This is a genomic window from Micromonospora sp. NPDC049580 (assembly GCF_040675595.1).
Classification (GTDB): Bacteria; Actinomycetota; Actinomycetes; order Mycobacteriales; family Micromonosporaceae; genus Micromonospora.
On sequence record NZ_JBFAPG010000007.1, the window covers coordinates 1 to 16,001 of the forward strand.

The following is a 16,001-nucleotide window of genomic DNA, read 5'->3' on the forward strand; positions in this document are numbered from 1 at the left end:
CCGGCTTCGAAGCCGGTGCGGCCGTCGCGGTCCGCGGTGGTGCTCAGTGCCGGATCTGCACCCCGGTGTCGGCGAGGGCCCGGATCACCTGGGCCGACTCACCGAAGCCGATGATGAGGACGGCGTCCGCGCCGAATTCCTTGATCTCCTTCGCGCCACCGGTGAAGTCCACCGGCGCCGCCGAGGCGTCGGCCGGCGGGTCGTACGTGAGCAGCTTGAGTCGGTCGCCGGCGATGCCGGCCTTCTCCAGCTCGTCACGGACGGTGGCCTGGAGGCCCTCACCGTAGGAATCCTTGCGGGCGACGATGACGATCTTCTGCGACCCGTCGCGGAGGATCACGTCGGCCAGCGCCCGACCCTGCAGGCTGTCCGGCGGGGCGGTGCGGAAGTAGAGGCCCTTGTCCTCGACGTCGGTCAGGCTGGAGTCGGTGTTGGACGGCGAGAAGAGAATCTTGCCGGCCCGGACGACGTCCGGCAGCACCTCCCGGGAGATACCCGAGGCGCCGGCGCCGATGATGATGCTGACCCCGTCGGCCACATGCTTGGCGACGGTCGCCTTGGCCACCGTCGTGCTGGTGCCGTCGTCGCCGTCCTTCCACGTCACCGGCTTGCCCAGCGCGCCGCCCGCGGCGTTGACCTCCCGGATCGCCAGCGCCGCGCCGGCCGCCATCGGCGGGTAGGCGATCGCCAGGTCGCCGGTCTTCGGCAGCAGGCCGCCGACGATCAGCGGCTGCTGGTCGTCTGCTTCACCGGGGCGTGCCTTCTTCGCCTTCGGCGGGGTCTTGGTGCTCGCCGCCGACTCGGCGCCCGCGCCGACGAACTCGGTCTTGCCGTCGTTGATCTGCTGGCCGTCGAAGGTCAGCGTGGCGTAGCTCGCGGTGGCCGGCTCACCCTTGTCGGTGAAGCCCGCGCGGGTCAGCGAGACGCTGCGGTACTCGATGTCCTGCCCGGCCCGGGCCAGCGTGAGACAACTGGCCGGGTCCTCGCAGCGCTGACCGTTGTTGGTCACGCCGACGATCTGCTTGGCGATGGCGGCGGGGTCGGTGCTGCCGGCCAGTTGGGCGGCGAGCACACCGATCACGACGGCGTCGTACGTCTCGGCGGCGTAGAGGTAGTCCGTCAGCGCCGGATTGACGGACCGTAGCCGACTCTTGAAGTCGTCGGGCAGCGGGGTGAGCGGCGTGGTCCCCTTCATCCCGTCGACGAGATCGGCGCGATCCTTCAACTCCGCTGGGTAGGAGTTGAGCATGTTGCCGTCCGTGCCGTAGAGGCGCACCTGTTGGGCGCTTCCCTCCTCGGCCTTGTCATCCCCGCAAGCGCTTGTGGCGAGCAGGATCGTCGCGCAGGCGGCCAGTGTGGCTACCCGCGAGCGGCGTGATACGAGCATGGTCGTCCTTCCTCCGGCGAAGGTCCGCTGCGCACATTAGCGTGCCCGGGCCGGCGGCGGGACCGTGGAGGTGGCGAAATGCGCAGGTCGCTCGCATCGAACACGCAGAGTGACGGAAATGGCGGGCCTTGACCCTCCGTCCTACTGTGCGCTGGGTGACGGACCTACCACAGCAGACGTTCGACGACGCGACCGCCGTGCTCCGCTCGGCGCTGGCCGGCGATGGGGAAGCGGTGACAGGTGCGTTCGACGCCGTCGTCGACCGGGCCGGCCTGCCCGGCGCGTACGGGGTCGCCTGGTGCCTGGCGGCGACGATGGTCGGTGACGCCGCGCCGAGCACCGGATGCGCGCTGGACTTCCCGGGCATCGAGCAGGCGGACTACGACACCCGCTGGGTGGCCCGCTTCGTGAGCGCGTACGCCAACCGGGACGTGCCGACCGGGGAGGCCCTGTTCGGTGCGGCCGCGGCCGACGGGCTGCTCTCCGACTGCCTGCTCACGCTCGCCGGCTCGACGGTCGCCACCCTGCGCAGCCGCGCCGGCTGACCACGCCTCCCGGGGCGCGGCTCCCGTCGGGTGCCGCGCCCGCACGGGCCGCTCAGAAGGCGTGGTACGCGACCAGCGGCTCGTACTCGTAGCGGACGTTCTCGAAGCGGACCCGGAAGTTGACCCCGTCCCGGACGTCGGTCGCCACGGTGACCCAGCCGGAGTTGGCCGGCAGGTAGGTCCAGTAGTTGCAGTTGCCGGTCTTGTCGATGAAGATCACGCAGGCGTCGGTGCCGTACGCGCTCGCGTTGCGCACGTTGATGTCGCGGCACCGGGTTGTGGTGCGGTACGGGCCGGCCTGGCCGCCGTAGCCGCCGGTCTGGAAGAACGAGCGAACCGCACCGCCGTAACACGTGGCGAGCGGGGCGAAGAGGTTCGGCCCCGAGGTGACGTCGGTGGAGTCGGCGGCGGGGGCGGCCGGTGCGGCGGCCTGAGCGGCCTGGGCGGGTGCGCCGGTAGCGAGCAGGGCGGCGGCCGTGGCGACGGCGAGCAGGCGGGCGGTCGGGGATGACATGCGTGCCTCCGGAAACAGTTAATTGACCGTCCGTATTGGACGGTCGAGCTGATCGTGACGATGATACTGATCGATCAATGCGATCGTGGTCCCAGATCGTCCGCCGTGTGTGATAGCTCTGGGGGCATGTCCGAGGCCATGCTCAGCAAGGTGCGCAAGCTGCTCGCCCAGGCCGAGGACCCGGCCTGCACACCCGCCGAGTCGGCGGCCTTCACCGCCAAGGCGACCGAGTTGATCGCCCGCTACGGCGTCGACAGGGCGTTGCTCGCCGTCCGGGATCCGACCACCGACCCGGTCGGCGACCGGGTGCTCGACATCGTCGCCCCGTACGCCCGGGACAAGGTGGGCCTGCTCGCCGCGGTCGCGGAGCCGCTGCGCTGCCGCTGCGTCCGTCGCCGGCAGGGCAACGGGTTCGCGGTGCACCTGTTCGGCTTCGCCAGCGACCTGGAACGGGTGGACCTGCTCTTCACCTCACTGCTCGTGCAGGCCGCACACGGCCTGGCCGCCACGGCGGTGCCCGCGGACGACCATCCGGCCGCCTTCCGGCGGTCCTGGCTCGCCGGCTTCGCGGAGGTGATCTGGGGCCGGCTCTGGGCGGCCGAGACGGCAGCGGCCGGCGAGTCGGGTGGCCCGTCGGTGGCGCTGATGCTGGCCGACCGCTCCGACCGGGTGCAACGGCGGCTCACCGAGGAGTACCCGCGACTGCGGACCGCACCGGCACGCCGGCTCGGCGGCACGGGCTTCGGCTCCGGGGCGGAGGCCGGAAACCGCGCACACCTGGGCGGCCGGGGCCTGGACGGCAGCCGGGCTGGTCGACAACTCGACCGCTGACTGCTCAGGCGGCTTGTTGGCCGCGTGACACGGTGGCGAGATAGCGGGTGAGCAACTCGTGCCAGCCCGCCGTCAACGCCTTGCGGTACCCCTCGGCCGCTTCGCCGTGCCGGTCGAAGTGTCGGTGCTCCAGCTCGACCCGGGTCCGTTCCGGACCGTCGGGGAGGAACAGCACCTCGACCTCGCTCGCCTTCGCCGGGTCCGGCACCGGCACCCGGTCCGGACCGAGCTGCCAGGCGAAGACCAGCCGCCGGGGCGGATCCCAGGTGAGCACCCGTCCCCAGTCGGCGCGGAAGCCGTACGGGCCGATCTCGTAGAGCATGCCGCCGGCCCGTGGCTCCATGCCCAGCTCGGCGAGGGCCTCCGGACCGGACCACGTGTACTCGGTGACCCACCAGTCGGTCAGCTCATCGGTGAAGACCGCGAACGCCCGCTCTGCGGAACCCGGGACGAGGAGGCTGCACCGTAAGGAGAACCGCTCCAGGTCCTGCCGGATGTCGGCCGGATCAGTCATCCCCTGTCCCATAGGCCCGGACCATACCGGCTGATGCCTCGGTGTGCAGCTTCGCGCGGTGCCCGGTTCCAGACAGTGGGTTGCCGAGCCGTCACGCACGGGATGCCCCGCCGGAAAGCGGGTAACCGCGCCGAACGGCTCGGACGACCGGGGCGGCGTACGGGAGCGGGAGAGCATGAGCGAGAACGCGCAGCAGCGGAATCCGGACCGGGACGTCGACGCCGGGGACCCGGACGTCCTGCTCGACATCCCGAATGTGTCGGTCGACTCGATCCGGCTGGTCGTGGACGGGCTGGACGCCGACATCTCGCTGCGCGCCCGGTTGGCCAACCTGCTCCAGCTCGACGCCGGCGTACGGGTCCACCTGAACGGCGTCGAGCTGGACATCGACGGGGTGCACGCCGAGGCGCAGCTACGGGTACGCCTGGAGCAGCTGGTGACACTCCTGGGCCGGGCACTCGACACGATCGACAACAACCCGCAGGTCATCGAATCCCTGGCCCGGGCGGGCAGCGGCGCGCTCGACGACGTCAACCGCAGCACCCAGCAGTTGGCCGCCGGCGCCGCCCAGGTCACCGCGCAGGCGCAGCACTCCGGCGTACGCGACGAGCTGGCCCGACAGGCGGGTGTGCCCGGCGCGCTCGGCGACCAGACGCGAGCACGACCCGCCCGCCCGGCGGAGCCGCGGCCAACGGAGTCCCGGCCGGCGGAGTCGCGAGCGGCGGAGTCCCGGCCGGCGGAAGCTCAGCGAGCGGAGTCGCGCCCGGCGGAAGGTCAGCGGCCGGAGTCTCGGTTGCAGGGCCGGTGGCCGGTGGACCGGGCCTCCGCGCAGGCGCACCCGACCTCCGCGGGGCAGGGGTTTGAGGGGCAGCGGCCGCCCGAGGGCCAGGACCGGCAGCAACCGGGGGGTGGTGCGGGGGGAGACCGATCCGCTCCGGCTGCTTCGTCGACCGGGAAGCCCGCCGGTCAGCCGGGTGGCTCGCCAACCCCCGGTCCTGGTGAGTCGCGGGCCTCCAGCGGCGGGAATCAGGGCGGCCAGGGTGGCGGTGGTGGCAAACCCGCCGGGCAAGCGGCTGGCGGCCAGGGCGGCGATGGTCAGGGTGGCGTTGGTCAGGGTGGCGTTGGTCAGGGTGGTGGTGGCCAGGGCGGCGGCGGGCAGGCCGGTGGTGGTCAGGGCGCCGGCGGTCAGGGAGGCGGTGGCCAGCGTGGTGGTGGTCAGGGTGGCGGCGGTCAGGGCGGCGGGCAGGCCGGTGGTGGTGGCCAGGGTGGCGGTGGTGTTTCGAGTGGGGCGCATGCCGCAGCTCAGAGCGCGGCGCAACTCGCCGAGCAGGCGGGCGAGACCCTGCGGCAGGCCGGGCGCAGCGTGTGGGAGGCGATCCAGGGCGGGGTGGCCCAGCACCGTCAACAGGGCCGCCGCGATCAGTGACCAGCGCCCAGCGCGGCCGACGCGGTTGATCGACTCGGGTTCGGCGATGTCGCGGTATCCCGGTCGCTGCGATACCCCGATATCGCCGAAAGCGAGTCGATCAAGGGGCAGGCCGGGCGATCACGGGGGCAGGCGGGGCGATCACGGGCCAGGCCGGGCGATCACAGGCCGGGCGGGGGCGATCATGGGCCAGGCCAGGCGATCACGGGCCAGGCCGAGCGATCACGGGGAAAGGCCGGGCAGGCTGCGGCGGAAAAGCAGAACGCCGACCGCGTTTCCGCTGGTCGGCGCTCCTGTAGCCCGGCGAAAGGCTATGTGGCCAGGGGCGGGGTCGAACCGCCGACCTTCCGATTTTCAGTCTGCCAAGGTCAGTGGTCATGACCAGCCGGTGTCCTGCTCTGTCCCGATTTACCATGTGCGATGCGTACGGCCAGTGACGGTAAATCACGGCCCTTGACCTTGCCGCTGTCCCCATGGGGACATAGGTTCACCGGCATGGCCTCAGCCCCCGAACGGCACGGCCCCTCGTGGCGCATCGTCTGGCGCTACCAGGGCAAGAAGCAGCAGCCGACCTTCGCCACCGAAGAACTCGCCCTGGAGGCGAAGCGCATCGTCGAGGGCTACCGAGGCAACCGCACCCGCGACCAGATCTACATCGACATGGGCATCCTCGACCCCGACCCCGAACCCACCGTGCCGACCTTCGAGGAGTACGCCCCGCAGTGGCTCGCGGCCAAGACCGGCATCACCCCCGGCACCAGAGCCGGCTACAAGAGCCAGCTGGAGAACCGCATCTTCCCCGCCTTCGGCCCGTTGCGGATGGACAAGGTCACCGCCACACACATCGGCACCCTGCTCAACCAGCTACACGACCCCGACGAAGACGACGAGCCCGGCCTCAAGAACACGACCGTCACCCGCTACTTCACCCTGATCAACCAGATCTTCGAGGCGGCCGTCAAGGACAAGGTCATCACCGACAACCCGGCCGAAGGCGTCAAGTACAAGCGCGACCAGGTCGAGCACGACGACACCGGCGAACCCACCCAGGTCCGACTCACACCCGCCGAGTACAAGCTCCTGCTGTACGCCTTCAACCCGGAAGACCGGCCGCTCGTCGAGGTCCTCGCGAGAACCGGCGCCCGATGGTCCGAGGCGACCGCGCTGAGCGTCGGGCATATCCGCCCGGCCACGAAGCCGGGAGTGAAAGACCGGGTGCGGCTGTGGCGTGCCTGGAAGAGGGACGGGCGAGGTGGCTGGTATCTGGGCACAACCAAGGGGCGTCGCCGGCGAGACGTGCCTGCGCAGTCCAGCTTGATGACCACCCTCAAGCCCTGCCTCGCCGACCGGCCCGACGACGCCTTCCTCCTCACCGCGCCCAACGGCGGGCCGATCCACTACTCCAACTTCCTGCAACGCCGGTGGAACCCCGCCCTCGACAAGGCCGGCCGCTGCGCCGAGCACCCGCCACCCAACCGCGGCGAGCGCCGACCCGAGGGCGGTCCGGTCCGGGCACGGTGCCGGGACTACGGCGGCACCAACGACCGAGGCAAGCCGTGCGGCGCCCTCGCGGCCGCCGACTGGACCCGCTGCCGCGACCACCTCGGCCCCGAGCCGGGCGCGGTGTCCCCGTGCGACTGCCCCGGGGTGCTGCGCCGCCGGCCGACCCCACACGACCTACGGCACACCCACGCCGCCTGGCTGTTCAGTGACCGGCGGATGACGCCGCTGGCGATCTCACGCCGACTCGGCCACGCCCAGCTGTCGACGACGTCGGAGATCTACGGCGACCTGATGCCCGAGGCTGAGGAGGCGGCGGTCGACGCCCTGGACGACCTCCTCGACGACGACCAGGGCGAGCCGCAGCCTGAGTAACTAGTCCTCGCGGTTGGTGCGGGCGAACAGGTCGTGCAGATGAAGCATCGCGGCGCGCTGCTCTTCGGTGTAGATCTGATCGCGCAGGATCGCCTCTCGGGCGTCGGCCGCCTCCCGGTCGGGCTGCTCGTCTTCGGCCGGTACGAGGCCGGCGAGGACGTGGGCCTCGTCGCGGGGGATCTCCAGGGCGTCGGCGATGGCGTTGACGGTCGCCGCCTCGACCCTCTTGCGGGTCTTGAGGCCGTTGATCGTGTTACGTGTGACGCCTGACTGGCGGAACAGCTCGGAATCCGTCCACCCCCGGGCGGCCTGTTCCGCCTTCACGCGTACCCAGAAGTTGTACGCGGGGCCCCGTTCGGACTGCTCCACCATGTTGCAGGTTGTAGCACGGCGGGCCGTATCGGACATAGCACGGTGACGCAACTTAAGCCATCGCACAAGTTCTCACCCTCCATGCTGCTTCATGTTGCTTCGTGTTGTGTCGTAAGTTAACGTAAGCAACGCACAACACGCACCAACACGAAGCAGCATGGAGGCGTCGCGTGGACGAGCAATTCCTGACGATCGATGAGGTGGCCGGACGGCTGCGGGTCTCCCGCTGGAGCGTCCGCCGCTACATCGAGTCCGGGGCGCTCAAGGCGACGAAAGCGGACGGCCGCAACGGAGCCGTCCGGATCCCTCTCAGCAGCTACGTGGCCTACATCGAGGCCCACACCGTCACCGCGGAAGAGAGGACGCGATGACCATCCCCCTCAGCGCCCTGCCGAACCTCACCCCCCTCGACGAGGTCGCCGCCAGCCTCGGGATCCCACCGCGCCGGCTCGCCGACCACGCCCGCGGCCGCAAGTTCACCCACGTGCGGATCGGCAAGGAGCGGTACTTCACCGACGCCCAGCTGGAGGAGTTCCTCGCCAGCCACACCGTCGCGCCGGAGCCGACGCCCAAGAGCGACCGCGACAAGGCCGTCCAGGACACCCGCGCCCGGGTCGCCCGGCAGCGCGCCCGCCGCAAGACCACCTGAACGAACGAAGCCCTCCACCGCGGACACGGCGAAGGGCTTCCCACCCGGACACCCACCGACCAGCTAGGAGTCCAGATGCAACCGCAGACCCTACCCGACCAGCAGGCCGCCACCATCCGCGTGGCGTTCGACGTCAACGCCGGCGTCGAACCGCTGATCGTTCCGGCCACCACCAGCAAGACCGAGATCACCGACCGGCTCCGCGCCGCGTTCCTCGCCGCCGACGTCATCGACAAGGGCCACACGTTCGACGTGGTCTACGGCGAGGAGCTGGGCACCGTCAAGGTGCTGGCCGACGGGAACGTGATCGAGCACGGCTCCATCACCCGGAGCGAGCCGGACTACTGGCTGACCATCGCCGGCGACCTGCGTCAGGCCGCCGACCGGATCGCCACCCTCGCCGGAACGCCGAAGCCCACCTCGCTGACGCCCTACCTCAGCGTTAGCTCCAGCTACAGCGCGACTGACGCTGACGCCGCCGTCCCGATCGTCGACGCGATCGCCGCCGCCTTCGGTGCCACCGCCACGACGAAGACCGAAGGGCGCGGGCACAACCGGCGCACCCAGCGGGAGCTCCAGACGGACTGCGGCCGGATCCGGGTGCGGGCTGTCGCCGCGATGCCGAACCCCCCGACCCGGCACCAGACGCGCGCCGCGCTGGAGGCCGAGCTCGAGCAGCTGCGCGCGCAGCTCGCCGAGGGCGGTGCGCGATGACGCACCCGACGCCCGCGAACCCGTTCCCGGTGCCGTTCCCGACCGGCCCCCGCGTCACCGTGTTCCCGGCCGCCGCGCCGGCCACGCCTGCCGCCGACGTCGAGCTGCAGCCGTTCACCCTCGCCGACGACCCGTGCTTCCCGCGCGGCGTCGACCCGGCGCTGCTCGGCCCCGGCGAGCACGTCGAGGTCACCCCGGAGAACTGCGGCCTCGGTGAGGACCCGATCGCCCGCGTGCTGTGGCTGTCCGGTCTCCTCGGCCAGGCCGTCGCCGCGCTCACCGACGCCGAGCGCGCCGAGCTGGACCGCGAGTACATCTGGCCCGCCCGCGCGGCCCGCACCACCGGACAGACCCGGGGGTGGGCGGCATGAAGATCTACTACGAGCAGTGGAACCCCGGTCCCGACGCGCAAATCGACATCCGGCGGGCCGACGCGATCTGCCGGGAGTACGCCGCGCAGGGCTTCGACCTGACGCTGCGGCAGCTCTACTACCAGTTCGTTTCCCGCGACTGGATCCCCAACACCGTCCAGTCGTACAAGCGTCTCGGCAGCGTCATCAACAAGGCACGAATGGCCGGACTGCTCGACTGGCACTACATCGTCGACCGCACCCGCAACCTCGCCCGTAACAGCCACTGGTCCGACCCGTCGGACATCATGCGCGGCGCTGCGCAGGGGTACGCAATCGACAAGTGGGCCGACCAGCCCCGCCGCGTCGAGATCTGGGTTGAGAAGGAGGCACTGGCCGGAATCGTCGGCCAGGTCGCCGGCGACCTCGACGTCGCGTACTTCTCCTGCCGGGGCTACGTCTCTCAGTCGGAGTTGTGGCGGGCCGGGCGCCGGCTCGGCCAGTACCTCGACCGGGGTCAGGGCGTCACCGTGTTGCACCTCGGCGACCACGACCCGTCGGGCATCGACATGACCCGGGACATCCGGGAGCGCCTGGAGCTGTTCATCGGCGAGGACTGCGGTTCGCAGGTGCTCTTCGACGAGGACCACCTCGACGAGCCGGACGGCCTGCCGAACCTGGAGGTCCGCCGGATCGCGTTGAACTTCGACCAGGTCCGGCAGTACAACCCGCCGCCGAACCCGGCGAAGGAGACCGACTCCCGGGCGGGCAGCTACATCCAGACGTATGGCGGCCAGTCGTGGGAGCTGGACGCGTTGGACCCGACCACCCTGGCGAGCTTGATCCGAACGCACGTCGAGGGCATCCGTGACGACGACCGGTACGCCACGCAGGAGGCGACCGAGGCAGAGCACCGCGAGCTGTTGACGGCCGCCTCGGACCGCTGGCAGGACGTCGCCGCGTTCCTGGGCGGTGACGCGTGATCACGCTGCTGTTCCTCGCCATCTGGGTCCTCTTCGCGCTGTGCTGCGGCCTCCTCCTGGCGCTCATCGGGATCGAACGTCACCGCCGCTCAGCCACGAGGCGCGTGCGTCACCAGGCCGAGCGGATCCGCTCCTACCGCGCCGAGCTGGCCGACAAGACCGCCGAGCTGGAGGACAAGACCGCCGAGAACAAGCTCCTCGGCGAGGCCCTCGACGAGGTCACCGAGGCGAACCGCCAGCTGGCCGCCACCGCAGCCGCCGCCAGCCCCGCTGCCGAGCAGCCGTGGCCGCGCTGGGGCTACCGCACCCTCCGCGACATCTGCAACGCCACCAGCCCCGCCGACTTCAACCGGAAGGACAACCGGTGAACCTGACCCCTGCCGAGATCCGCCGCCTGGAGCAGGCCGCGACCGACGCCCTCGCCGACGTCGACCAGCTCGCCGCCGACCCCGAGACCACCCGCCGCCTCGCCACCTACGGCGAACCCATCTACGGCGCCGAACTCACCGCCAACCTGGAGGCCAACATTCGCGGTCGGATGGCCCTCGCCGGCGTCGCCGCGTTCGCGGTCATCCGCCTCAACCAGGCCAACCGACGCGTCGACGACCTGCTCGACGAGCTGACCAAGGTCCGCGCGCAGCTCACCGACGCGAACCGCCGCGCCGACGGAGCCGAGAACGACCTCCGCTCGGCACAGCGCGGGCTCACCGCGTACGCCAACCAGACCGCCACGCCGGCCACCCCGCACGTCCTGGTCGTCACCGGCGAGCCCGGCGGCCCGTGGACGCTCACGCACCCGCCGTCCTGCCCGATGGACTGCCCGATGTTCACGCTCATGCACGCCGCGATGGACACCGCTGACCTGCCGGTCGGCCGGTACGAGGTGCAGCCCAACGGCCTCTGGGACCGGGCGCTCATCGGCGACCGCATCGACGGACCGGCGGTGACCCGGTGAGCATCGACATCGACGCCCTCCGCGCGCTCATCGACGCCGCCGACCGCGCACCGTGGACCGCCCACCCCGACGGGCTCGTGTGGTCGGAGTTGATCGGCGACCCCGTCTCCGGCTCGGCGCGGATCGAGAACGCCGTGTTCATCGCCGAGGCCCGCAACCACATGCCCGCTCTCTGCGACGAGGTCGAGCGTTTCCAGCCGGTCACCTTCCCGGACGGCTCCCAGATGTTCATCCACGAGTGCCGCCACATCGAGTGGTGGAACGAGAAGGAGCAGGGCCCGGTCAACGACCAGGGCTGCGACGCCTGCGAGTCCTCGCCGTTCACCGGCGGATGGCAGCCGGTCTACGTCCGGAAGGCGGACGGCCGATGAGCACCGACATCGACACCGCCGTGACCACCGGACTCCCGTGGCCGACCACCGGCACCGAGCCGGCCCGCCAGGGCGGCCGGCACCGCTGGAACAAGGGCGGCCCGGTCGACGCCGTCGGGCGCCGCATCATCACCAACCCGGTCAGCGTCGACTACAACCCGCTGCGCCCCGCCGACCGGACCGCGCTCGCCCCGCACCACTGGGCCGACCCGAACCGCTACCTGCCCGCCCCCGAGATGGAACGCACCGGCCGGATGGACACCACGGCCGTCCTCGACGAGCGGCAGCCGGCCGGACCGGAGCAGCCAGCCAATCGCGGCCTGGTGCTCGCCATGATGCGCGACGAGCTGACCAGCCCTCCGGAAATCCTCGCGGCGATGGAGCAGTGGGTTGTCAACGGCTGCCCCACCACCGACGAAACGACCACGCCCGGTGGTGACCAGTGACCGCGGCCACCGTCGCCCGCCCGGCGCTCACCACGGAGCAGGTCGCGCTCTTGGCCGAGATCGCCGAGGGACGCACACACGCCGCTATCGGCCGCGACCGGGGCATCACCCGCAGCACCGTCGAACACCGGCTGTCCGTCCTGTACCAGCGGATCGGCGCCCGCAACGCCCCCCACGCCGTGGCCATCGCCATCCGCGCCGGCCTGCTTCCCACCCACCACGCCCCGGAAGGCCAGGCATGACCACCGACCTCGACACGAGGCTCGCCGACCTGGTCGGCACCGACACCACGGCGGTGTCGGTGCCGGCCCGGCCGGGCGGACTCAAGTTCGCCCCGCAGCAGACCGAAGCGATCGAGAAGATCACCGACTGGTACAGGTCCGGCGACCAGCAGGTGTTCCGCCTCTTCGGGTACGCCGGCACCGGCAAAGCGGAACGGCACGGATCGCAGGTTTACACCCCGGACGGGCCGGTGAGGATCGAAGACCTCAAGGTCGGCGACCTGGTCTACGGCGTCGACGGCCAGCCGATCCGCGTCACCGGAGTGTTCCCGCAGGGATTGCGAGACGGCTACGAAGTGGTGTTCCGCGACGGCGTCTCGGTCTTCTGCGACCGCGACCACCTGTGGAACGTGCAATCCGCGAAGATGCGGCAGCTCGGCCAGCCGTACAAGACGATGACGACCAGCGAGATCCTCGACGTCGGCGTGAAGTTCGACAGCGGGCCTCACCGCTTCTCGATCCCGCTGTGCGAGCCGGTGCAGTACCCGCAGCGTGACCTGCCGATCGACCCGTACGTGCTCGGCGCGCTGATCGGCGACGGCACCAACCTCGGCAGCACCCCCATCCTGTGCATCGCCGAAGACGACCAGTTCATCGCCGACGAGATCGCCCGGCGGCTGCCGGACTGGGCCGAGATCGCCCGCAAGCGCGGCGGCACCAGCGCCCGACACCACATCACCGACCCCCGGCACGTGCACCGCAACGGGATCGGCGCGGCGATGCGGGAACTCGGGCTGGCCGTGAACAGCCCTCAGCGGTTCATCCCGGCCGCCTACCTGTACGCCCCGGTTGAGCAGCGGTGGGCGCTGCTGCGCGGGCTGATGGACACCGACGGGTCGGCCCGCGACAACCGGGTCAGCTTCTCCACCAAGTCCGAACGCCTCGCCTCCGACATCGTGTCACTGGTGCAGTCGCTCGGCGGCGTCGCGATCCGCCACACCACCAACCGCGACGGAGAGCACCAGATCAACGTCAAGGTGCTGGCCTGCCCGTTCCTGCTACCCCGCAAGGCGTCGCAGTGGTGGCCCACCACCAAGAACCCGCCGTCACGTCGCATCGTCGCAATCCGGCCGGCCGGGCGGGCTCTGCACACCTGCATCTCCGTCAGCGCCACGGACGGCCTCTACCTGACCGACCACTACGTGGTCACCCACAACACCACCCTCGCCCGCCACATCGTCGAGCAGCTCGACGTCCGCGACGTCTACTACGCCGCGTTCACCGGCAAGGCGGCGTACGTGCTGCGCGGCAAGGGCTGCGCGGACGCCCGCACTGTCCACAGTCTGATCTACCAGCCTGTGGAAAAGGTGCGTCAGCACTTGGAGCAGCTGAAGCAGCAGATGCGCGAGAGCGACGACCCGGCCGAGCGTGAGGAGTTGCTGGCCGAGATCCGCCGCGAGCAGGCGAAGGTCGACTCCCCGGACTGGATCCTCCGCGAGGACAGCGACCTGGAGTACGCCGACCTGCTCGTCCTCGACGAGGTGTCCATGGTCGGCGAGCGCATGGCCAAGGACCTGCTGTCTTACGGCTGCCGCATCCTCTGCCTCGGCGACCCCGCCCAGCTGCCCCCGGTCGACGGCGGCGGCTACTTCATCAACGCCCCCGCCGACCACCTCCTCACCGACATCCACCGCAGCGCGCTCGACAGCCCGGTCACCCGGATGGCCACCGCGATCCGCAACAGCCAGCCCGGGCAGCGCGGGTACGACGTCGCCGGCCGCGACGGCGAGTCGGGTCGCTTCGACCGGCTCACCATCGACCAGCTGCTCTCCTTCGACCAGGTCCTCGTCGGCCGCAACGCCACCCGCTGGCAAGCCGTCCACCTCCTACGGGCACTGCGCGGCCTGGTCGGCGGACCGCAGGCCGGCGACCGCATCATCTGCCTCGCGAACAGTGGTGAGGCCGAGGTGTTCAACGGCCAACAGTTCGACGTGATCAACAGCTCGCAGGACACCCGCACCGACCGGTACCAGCTGGTCGTCCGCGACGACGAGGGCACCGAACGGACCCTCACCGCGTGGGCGTCCGGCTTCACCGACCTGGAGGGCGAGAAGCAGGCCAAGCGCGACGGCCGCGGCACCGTCATCGCCGCCACGTACGCGCAGGCCATCACCACCCACAAGAGCCAGGGATCGCAGTGGCCCCGCGTCCTCGTCGTCGACGAGTCGTCGGTGTTCTACGGCGCCGCGTACCGCGAGCACGTCAAGGAACTCGGCGCGGCCGCCGCCTCGATCGAAGGCCACGTCAACGGCCGCCGGTGGCTCTACACCGCCGTCACCCGGGCCGCCGAGCAGGCCGTCATCATCCCCTCCCTCAACGGGGTGCTGTCGTGAAGCGCGCCTACCTCGCCGGCCCCATGACCGGCCACCCCGACTACAACGCCGACGGGTTCGGCCGCGCCGCCCAGTGGGCCCGTCAGCAGGGCTGGCAGCCCGTCAGCCCTCACAACACCGACCCGAGCCACCCCGGCGGATGCCCGCCCGGCGACACGCACAAGGGCCACCCGAACCCGTGCTGGTACGCCGCCGGCGTGCACACCCTGCTCGGCTGCGACCTGGTCGTGTTGCTGCCCGGCTGGGAAACCTCCACCGGCGCAGCCATCGAGCGAGCCGTTGCACAGCAGTTCGGAATCCCCGTGGTCTACGGGCTGGCCCGGGCAGCAACCAGCGGGCAGGCAACGTCATGACGGCCGCTGTGTCCGACGCCGAGCTGGCCGCGCTCATCGCCGATCTGCGCCTGCCGGCCACCGCTGTCGAGCCCGCACCGCGACCGCTTGGCCCGTGGATCACCGCCAGCTACCGGGGCACCTGCTCCGGCTGCGGCACCCGCACCGAGGAGATGGACGACATCCGGGCCGACGGTGACGGCGGCTGGCTCGGCCGATGCTGCGGCGAGGGCGACGCCAAGCCGGCCACCACACCGGCCCTCGACGGGCTGCTCGTCACACCGGCACCGCAGATCACCGTGCCGGCCGGGCCGCCTCCGTCGACCGTCGAGGAGATGCGCCAGGTCCTCGCCGACCTCGACGGCTCCCGGGCCCGCAGCCAGCAGACCCGCCTGGGCCCGTCCGAGCTGGGTACGCCGTGCCAGCGGCAGATCGCCATGAAGCTGGCCGGGGTTGTCCGACAGCCGGAGGACAAGCGGCCGCCGTGGGCACCGATGCAGGGCACCGCCCTGCACGCGCTCATGGAGGAGGCGCTGCACTTCCACAACCGGCAGCTCGGCCGGCAGCGGTGGCTCGTTGAGGAGACGTTGACCGTCGACCCGGGCCTGCCCGGGGTCGACCCGATCACCGGCCACGGCGACGCGTACGACCTGGACTACGAGACCGTCGTCGACTGGAAGTACACCGGCGTCACCGCCCTGCGCGAGGTCAAGCGCAAGACGATCCCCAACGCCGAGCTGGTCAAGCCGGACTACCGCGTCCAGGCGCACCTCTACGGGCGCGGCCACGAACGCGCCGGGCGTCGCGTTCGGTTCGTCCGGCTGGTGTTCCTCGCCCGGTCGCACGACTACTCCGACAGCGCCGAGTGGACCGAGGAGTACCGGCCCGACATCGCCGAATGGGCGATCGACCGCTACTACGCCACCCACGACCTCATCGGCCCGTACGGCCTCGACGTGGCCAACAACCCGGAGCACTGGCCCGCCGTGCCGGCCACCTCGGGCAAGGCCTGCGACTGGTGCCCGTTCCGCCGCGTCGGCGGCCCCGCTGACGCGACCGGCTGCCCCGGCAACACCGACCAAAAGATCGACAACCAGCTCCGCGGCCTCATCGCGTAGCAACC

General features: G+C 71.1%; 21 protein-coding genes and 1 tRNA gene. 17 read left to right on the plus strand and 5 right to left on the minus strand.

The features are described 5' to 3' along the window. Window positions 1-43: 43 nt before the first annotated feature. A complete protein-coding gene (locus AB0J68_RS01300) occupies window positions 44-1,387 on the minus strand; it encodes an ABC transporter substrate-binding protein (protein WP_363935346.1) in 1,344 nt (447 codons plus the stop codon). Window positions 1,388-1,542: 155 nt separating this feature from the next. Between AB0J68_RS01300 and AB0J68_RS01305 the strand changes: the two genes are divergently transcribed. Then, a complete protein-coding gene (locus tag AB0J68_RS01305; RefSeq protein WP_354853507.1) occupies window positions 1,543-1,932 on the plus strand; it encodes a hypothetical protein in 390 nt (129 codons plus the stop codon). Window positions 1,933-1,984: 52 nt separating this feature from the next. Here AB0J68_RS01305 and AB0J68_RS01310 read toward each other — a convergent pair whose 3' ends face one another. After that, window positions 1,985-2,446 carry a hypothetical protein gene (locus AB0J68_RS01310; protein ID WP_354853510.1) on the minus strand — a complete coding sequence of 154 codons (462 nt, stop codon included), beginning with the start codon at window positions 2,444-2,446 and terminating at the stop codon, window positions 1,985-1,987. Window positions 2,447-2,572: 126 nt separating this feature from the next. Here AB0J68_RS01310 and AB0J68_RS01315 point away from each other — a divergent pair, with 126 nt between their 5' ends. After that, complete coding sequence (locus tag AB0J68_RS01315; RefSeq protein WP_363935348.1) at window positions 2,573-3,277, plus strand: DUF2786 domain-containing protein; 705 nt, start codon at window positions 2,573-2,575, stop codon at window positions 3,275-3,277. A 4-nt stretch (window positions 3,278-3,281) separates the two neighbouring features. Here AB0J68_RS01315 and AB0J68_RS01320 read toward each other — a convergent pair whose 3' ends face one another. Continuing rightward, window positions 3,282-3,803, minus strand: a complete 522-nt coding sequence (locus AB0J68_RS01320) for an SRPBCC family protein (protein ID WP_354853515.1) — start codon at window positions 3,801-3,803, stop codon at window positions 3,282-3,284. 163 nt (window positions 3,804-3,966) lie between these two features. On the opposite strand from AB0J68_RS01320, the gene AB0J68_RS01325 reads away from it, so the two are divergent. After that, entirely contained in the window at window positions 3,967-5,217 is a 1,251-nt protein-coding gene (locus AB0J68_RS01325; protein ID WP_363935350.1) for a hypothetical protein, read from the plus strand. 316 nt (window positions 5,218-5,533) lie between these two features. Here the strand turns inward: AB0J68_RS01325 and AB0J68_RS01330 are convergent. Then, window positions 5,534-5,629, minus strand: a tRNA-OTHER gene (locus tag AB0J68_RS01330). An 83-nt stretch (window positions 5,630-5,712) separates the two neighbouring features. Here AB0J68_RS01330 and AB0J68_RS01335 point away from each other — a divergent pair. Then, complete coding sequence (locus AB0J68_RS01335; RefSeq protein ID WP_363935352.1) at window positions 5,713-7,092, plus strand: site-specific integrase; 1,380 nt, start codon at window positions 5,713-5,715, stop codon at window positions 7,090-7,092. On the opposite strand, the gene AB0J68_RS01340 is transcribed toward AB0J68_RS01335, so the two are convergent. Next, a complete protein-coding gene (locus tag AB0J68_RS01340) occupies window positions 7,093-7,464 on the minus strand; it encodes a helix-turn-helix transcriptional regulator (protein ID WP_363935354.1) in 372 nt (123 codons plus the stop codon). It lies immediately after the preceding gene. 170 nt (window positions 7,465-7,634) lie between these two features. On the opposite strand from AB0J68_RS01340, the gene AB0J68_RS01345 reads away from it, so the two are divergent. The 13 genes from AB0J68_RS01345 (at window position 7,635) to AB0J68_RS01405 (ending at window position 15,996) form a co-directional block, all read left to right on the plus strand. Continuing rightward, the gene (locus AB0J68_RS01345; protein WP_363935355.1) at window positions 7,635-7,835 is read left to right on the plus strand and encodes a helix-turn-helix domain-containing protein; all 201 of its coding nucleotides are present in this window, start codon (window positions 7,635-7,637) and stop codon (window positions 7,833-7,835) included. Beyond that, window positions 7,832-8,113, plus strand: a complete 282-nt coding sequence (locus AB0J68_RS01350; protein WP_363935357.1) for a helix-turn-helix domain-containing protein — start codon at window positions 7,832-7,834, stop codon at window positions 8,111-8,113. The genes AB0J68_RS01345 and AB0J68_RS01350 overlap by 4 nt, the downstream gene beginning before the upstream one ends. Before the next feature lie 75 nt (window positions 8,114-8,188). Further along, on the plus strand, window positions 8,189-8,827 hold the full coding sequence (locus AB0J68_RS01355) for a hypothetical protein (RefSeq protein ID WP_363935358.1): 639 nt from the start codon (window positions 8,189-8,191) through the stop codon (window positions 8,825-8,827). After that, window positions 8,824-9,198: a hypothetical protein gene (locus tag AB0J68_RS01360; RefSeq protein WP_363935359.1), complete on the plus strand. Its 375-nt coding sequence runs from the start codon at window positions 8,824-8,826 to the stop codon at window positions 9,196-9,198. Before AB0J68_RS01355 ends, AB0J68_RS01360 begins: the two co-directional genes overlap by 4 nt. Next, complete coding sequence (locus tag AB0J68_RS01365) at window positions 9,195-10,160, plus strand: hypothetical protein (RefSeq protein ID WP_363935360.1); 966 nt, start codon at window positions 9,195-9,197, stop codon at window positions 10,158-10,160. The genes AB0J68_RS01360 and AB0J68_RS01365 overlap by 4 nt, the downstream gene beginning before the upstream one ends. Then, on the plus strand, window positions 10,157-10,528 hold the full coding sequence (locus AB0J68_RS01370) for a hypothetical protein (protein WP_363935362.1): 372 nt from the start codon (window positions 10,157-10,159) through the stop codon (window positions 10,526-10,528). The genes AB0J68_RS01365 and AB0J68_RS01370 overlap by 4 nt, the downstream gene beginning before the upstream one ends. Further along, window positions 10,525-11,115, plus strand: coding sequence for a hypothetical protein (locus AB0J68_RS01375; RefSeq protein WP_363935364.1), 591 nt, complete (start codon window positions 10,525-10,527; stop codon window positions 11,113-11,115). The genes AB0J68_RS01370 and AB0J68_RS01375 overlap by 4 nt, the downstream gene beginning before the upstream one ends. Further along, the gene (locus AB0J68_RS01380; RefSeq protein ID WP_363935365.1) at window positions 11,112-11,486 is read left to right on the plus strand and encodes a hypothetical protein; all 375 of its coding nucleotides are present in this window, start codon (window positions 11,112-11,114) and stop codon (window positions 11,484-11,486) included. Before AB0J68_RS01375 ends, AB0J68_RS01380 begins: the two co-directional genes overlap by 4 nt. Beyond that, window positions 11,483-11,932: a hypothetical protein gene (locus AB0J68_RS01385; protein WP_363935366.1), complete on the plus strand. Its 450-nt coding sequence runs from the start codon at window positions 11,483-11,485 to the stop codon at window positions 11,930-11,932. The genes AB0J68_RS01380 and AB0J68_RS01385 overlap by 4 nt, the downstream gene beginning before the upstream one ends. Then, window positions 11,929-12,174 carry a LuxR C-terminal-related transcriptional regulator gene (locus AB0J68_RS01390; RefSeq protein WP_363935368.1) on the plus strand — a complete coding sequence of 82 codons (246 nt, stop codon included), beginning with the start codon at window positions 11,929-11,931 and terminating at the stop codon, window positions 12,172-12,174. The genes AB0J68_RS01385 and AB0J68_RS01390 overlap by 4 nt, the downstream gene beginning before the upstream one ends. Next, complete coding sequence (locus AB0J68_RS01395) at window positions 12,171-14,546, plus strand: AAA family ATPase (RefSeq protein WP_363935370.1); 2,376 nt, start codon at window positions 12,171-12,173, stop codon at window positions 14,544-14,546. Before AB0J68_RS01390 ends, AB0J68_RS01395 begins: the two co-directional genes overlap by 4 nt. Continuing rightward, window positions 14,543-14,899 carry a DUF4406 domain-containing protein gene (locus AB0J68_RS01400; RefSeq protein WP_363935371.1) on the plus strand — a complete coding sequence of 119 codons (357 nt, stop codon included), beginning with the start codon at window positions 14,543-14,545 and terminating at the stop codon, window positions 14,897-14,899. The genes AB0J68_RS01395 and AB0J68_RS01400 overlap by 4 nt, the downstream gene beginning before the upstream one ends. Further along, window positions 14,896-15,996 (plus strand): hypothetical protein, encoded by a 1,101-nt coding sequence (locus AB0J68_RS01405; RefSeq protein WP_363935373.1) that lies wholly within the window; start codon window positions 14,896-14,898, stop codon window positions 15,994-15,996. The genes AB0J68_RS01400 and AB0J68_RS01405 overlap by 4 nt, the downstream gene beginning before the upstream one ends. The last annotated feature ends 5 nt before the right edge of the window (window positions 15,997-16,001 follow it).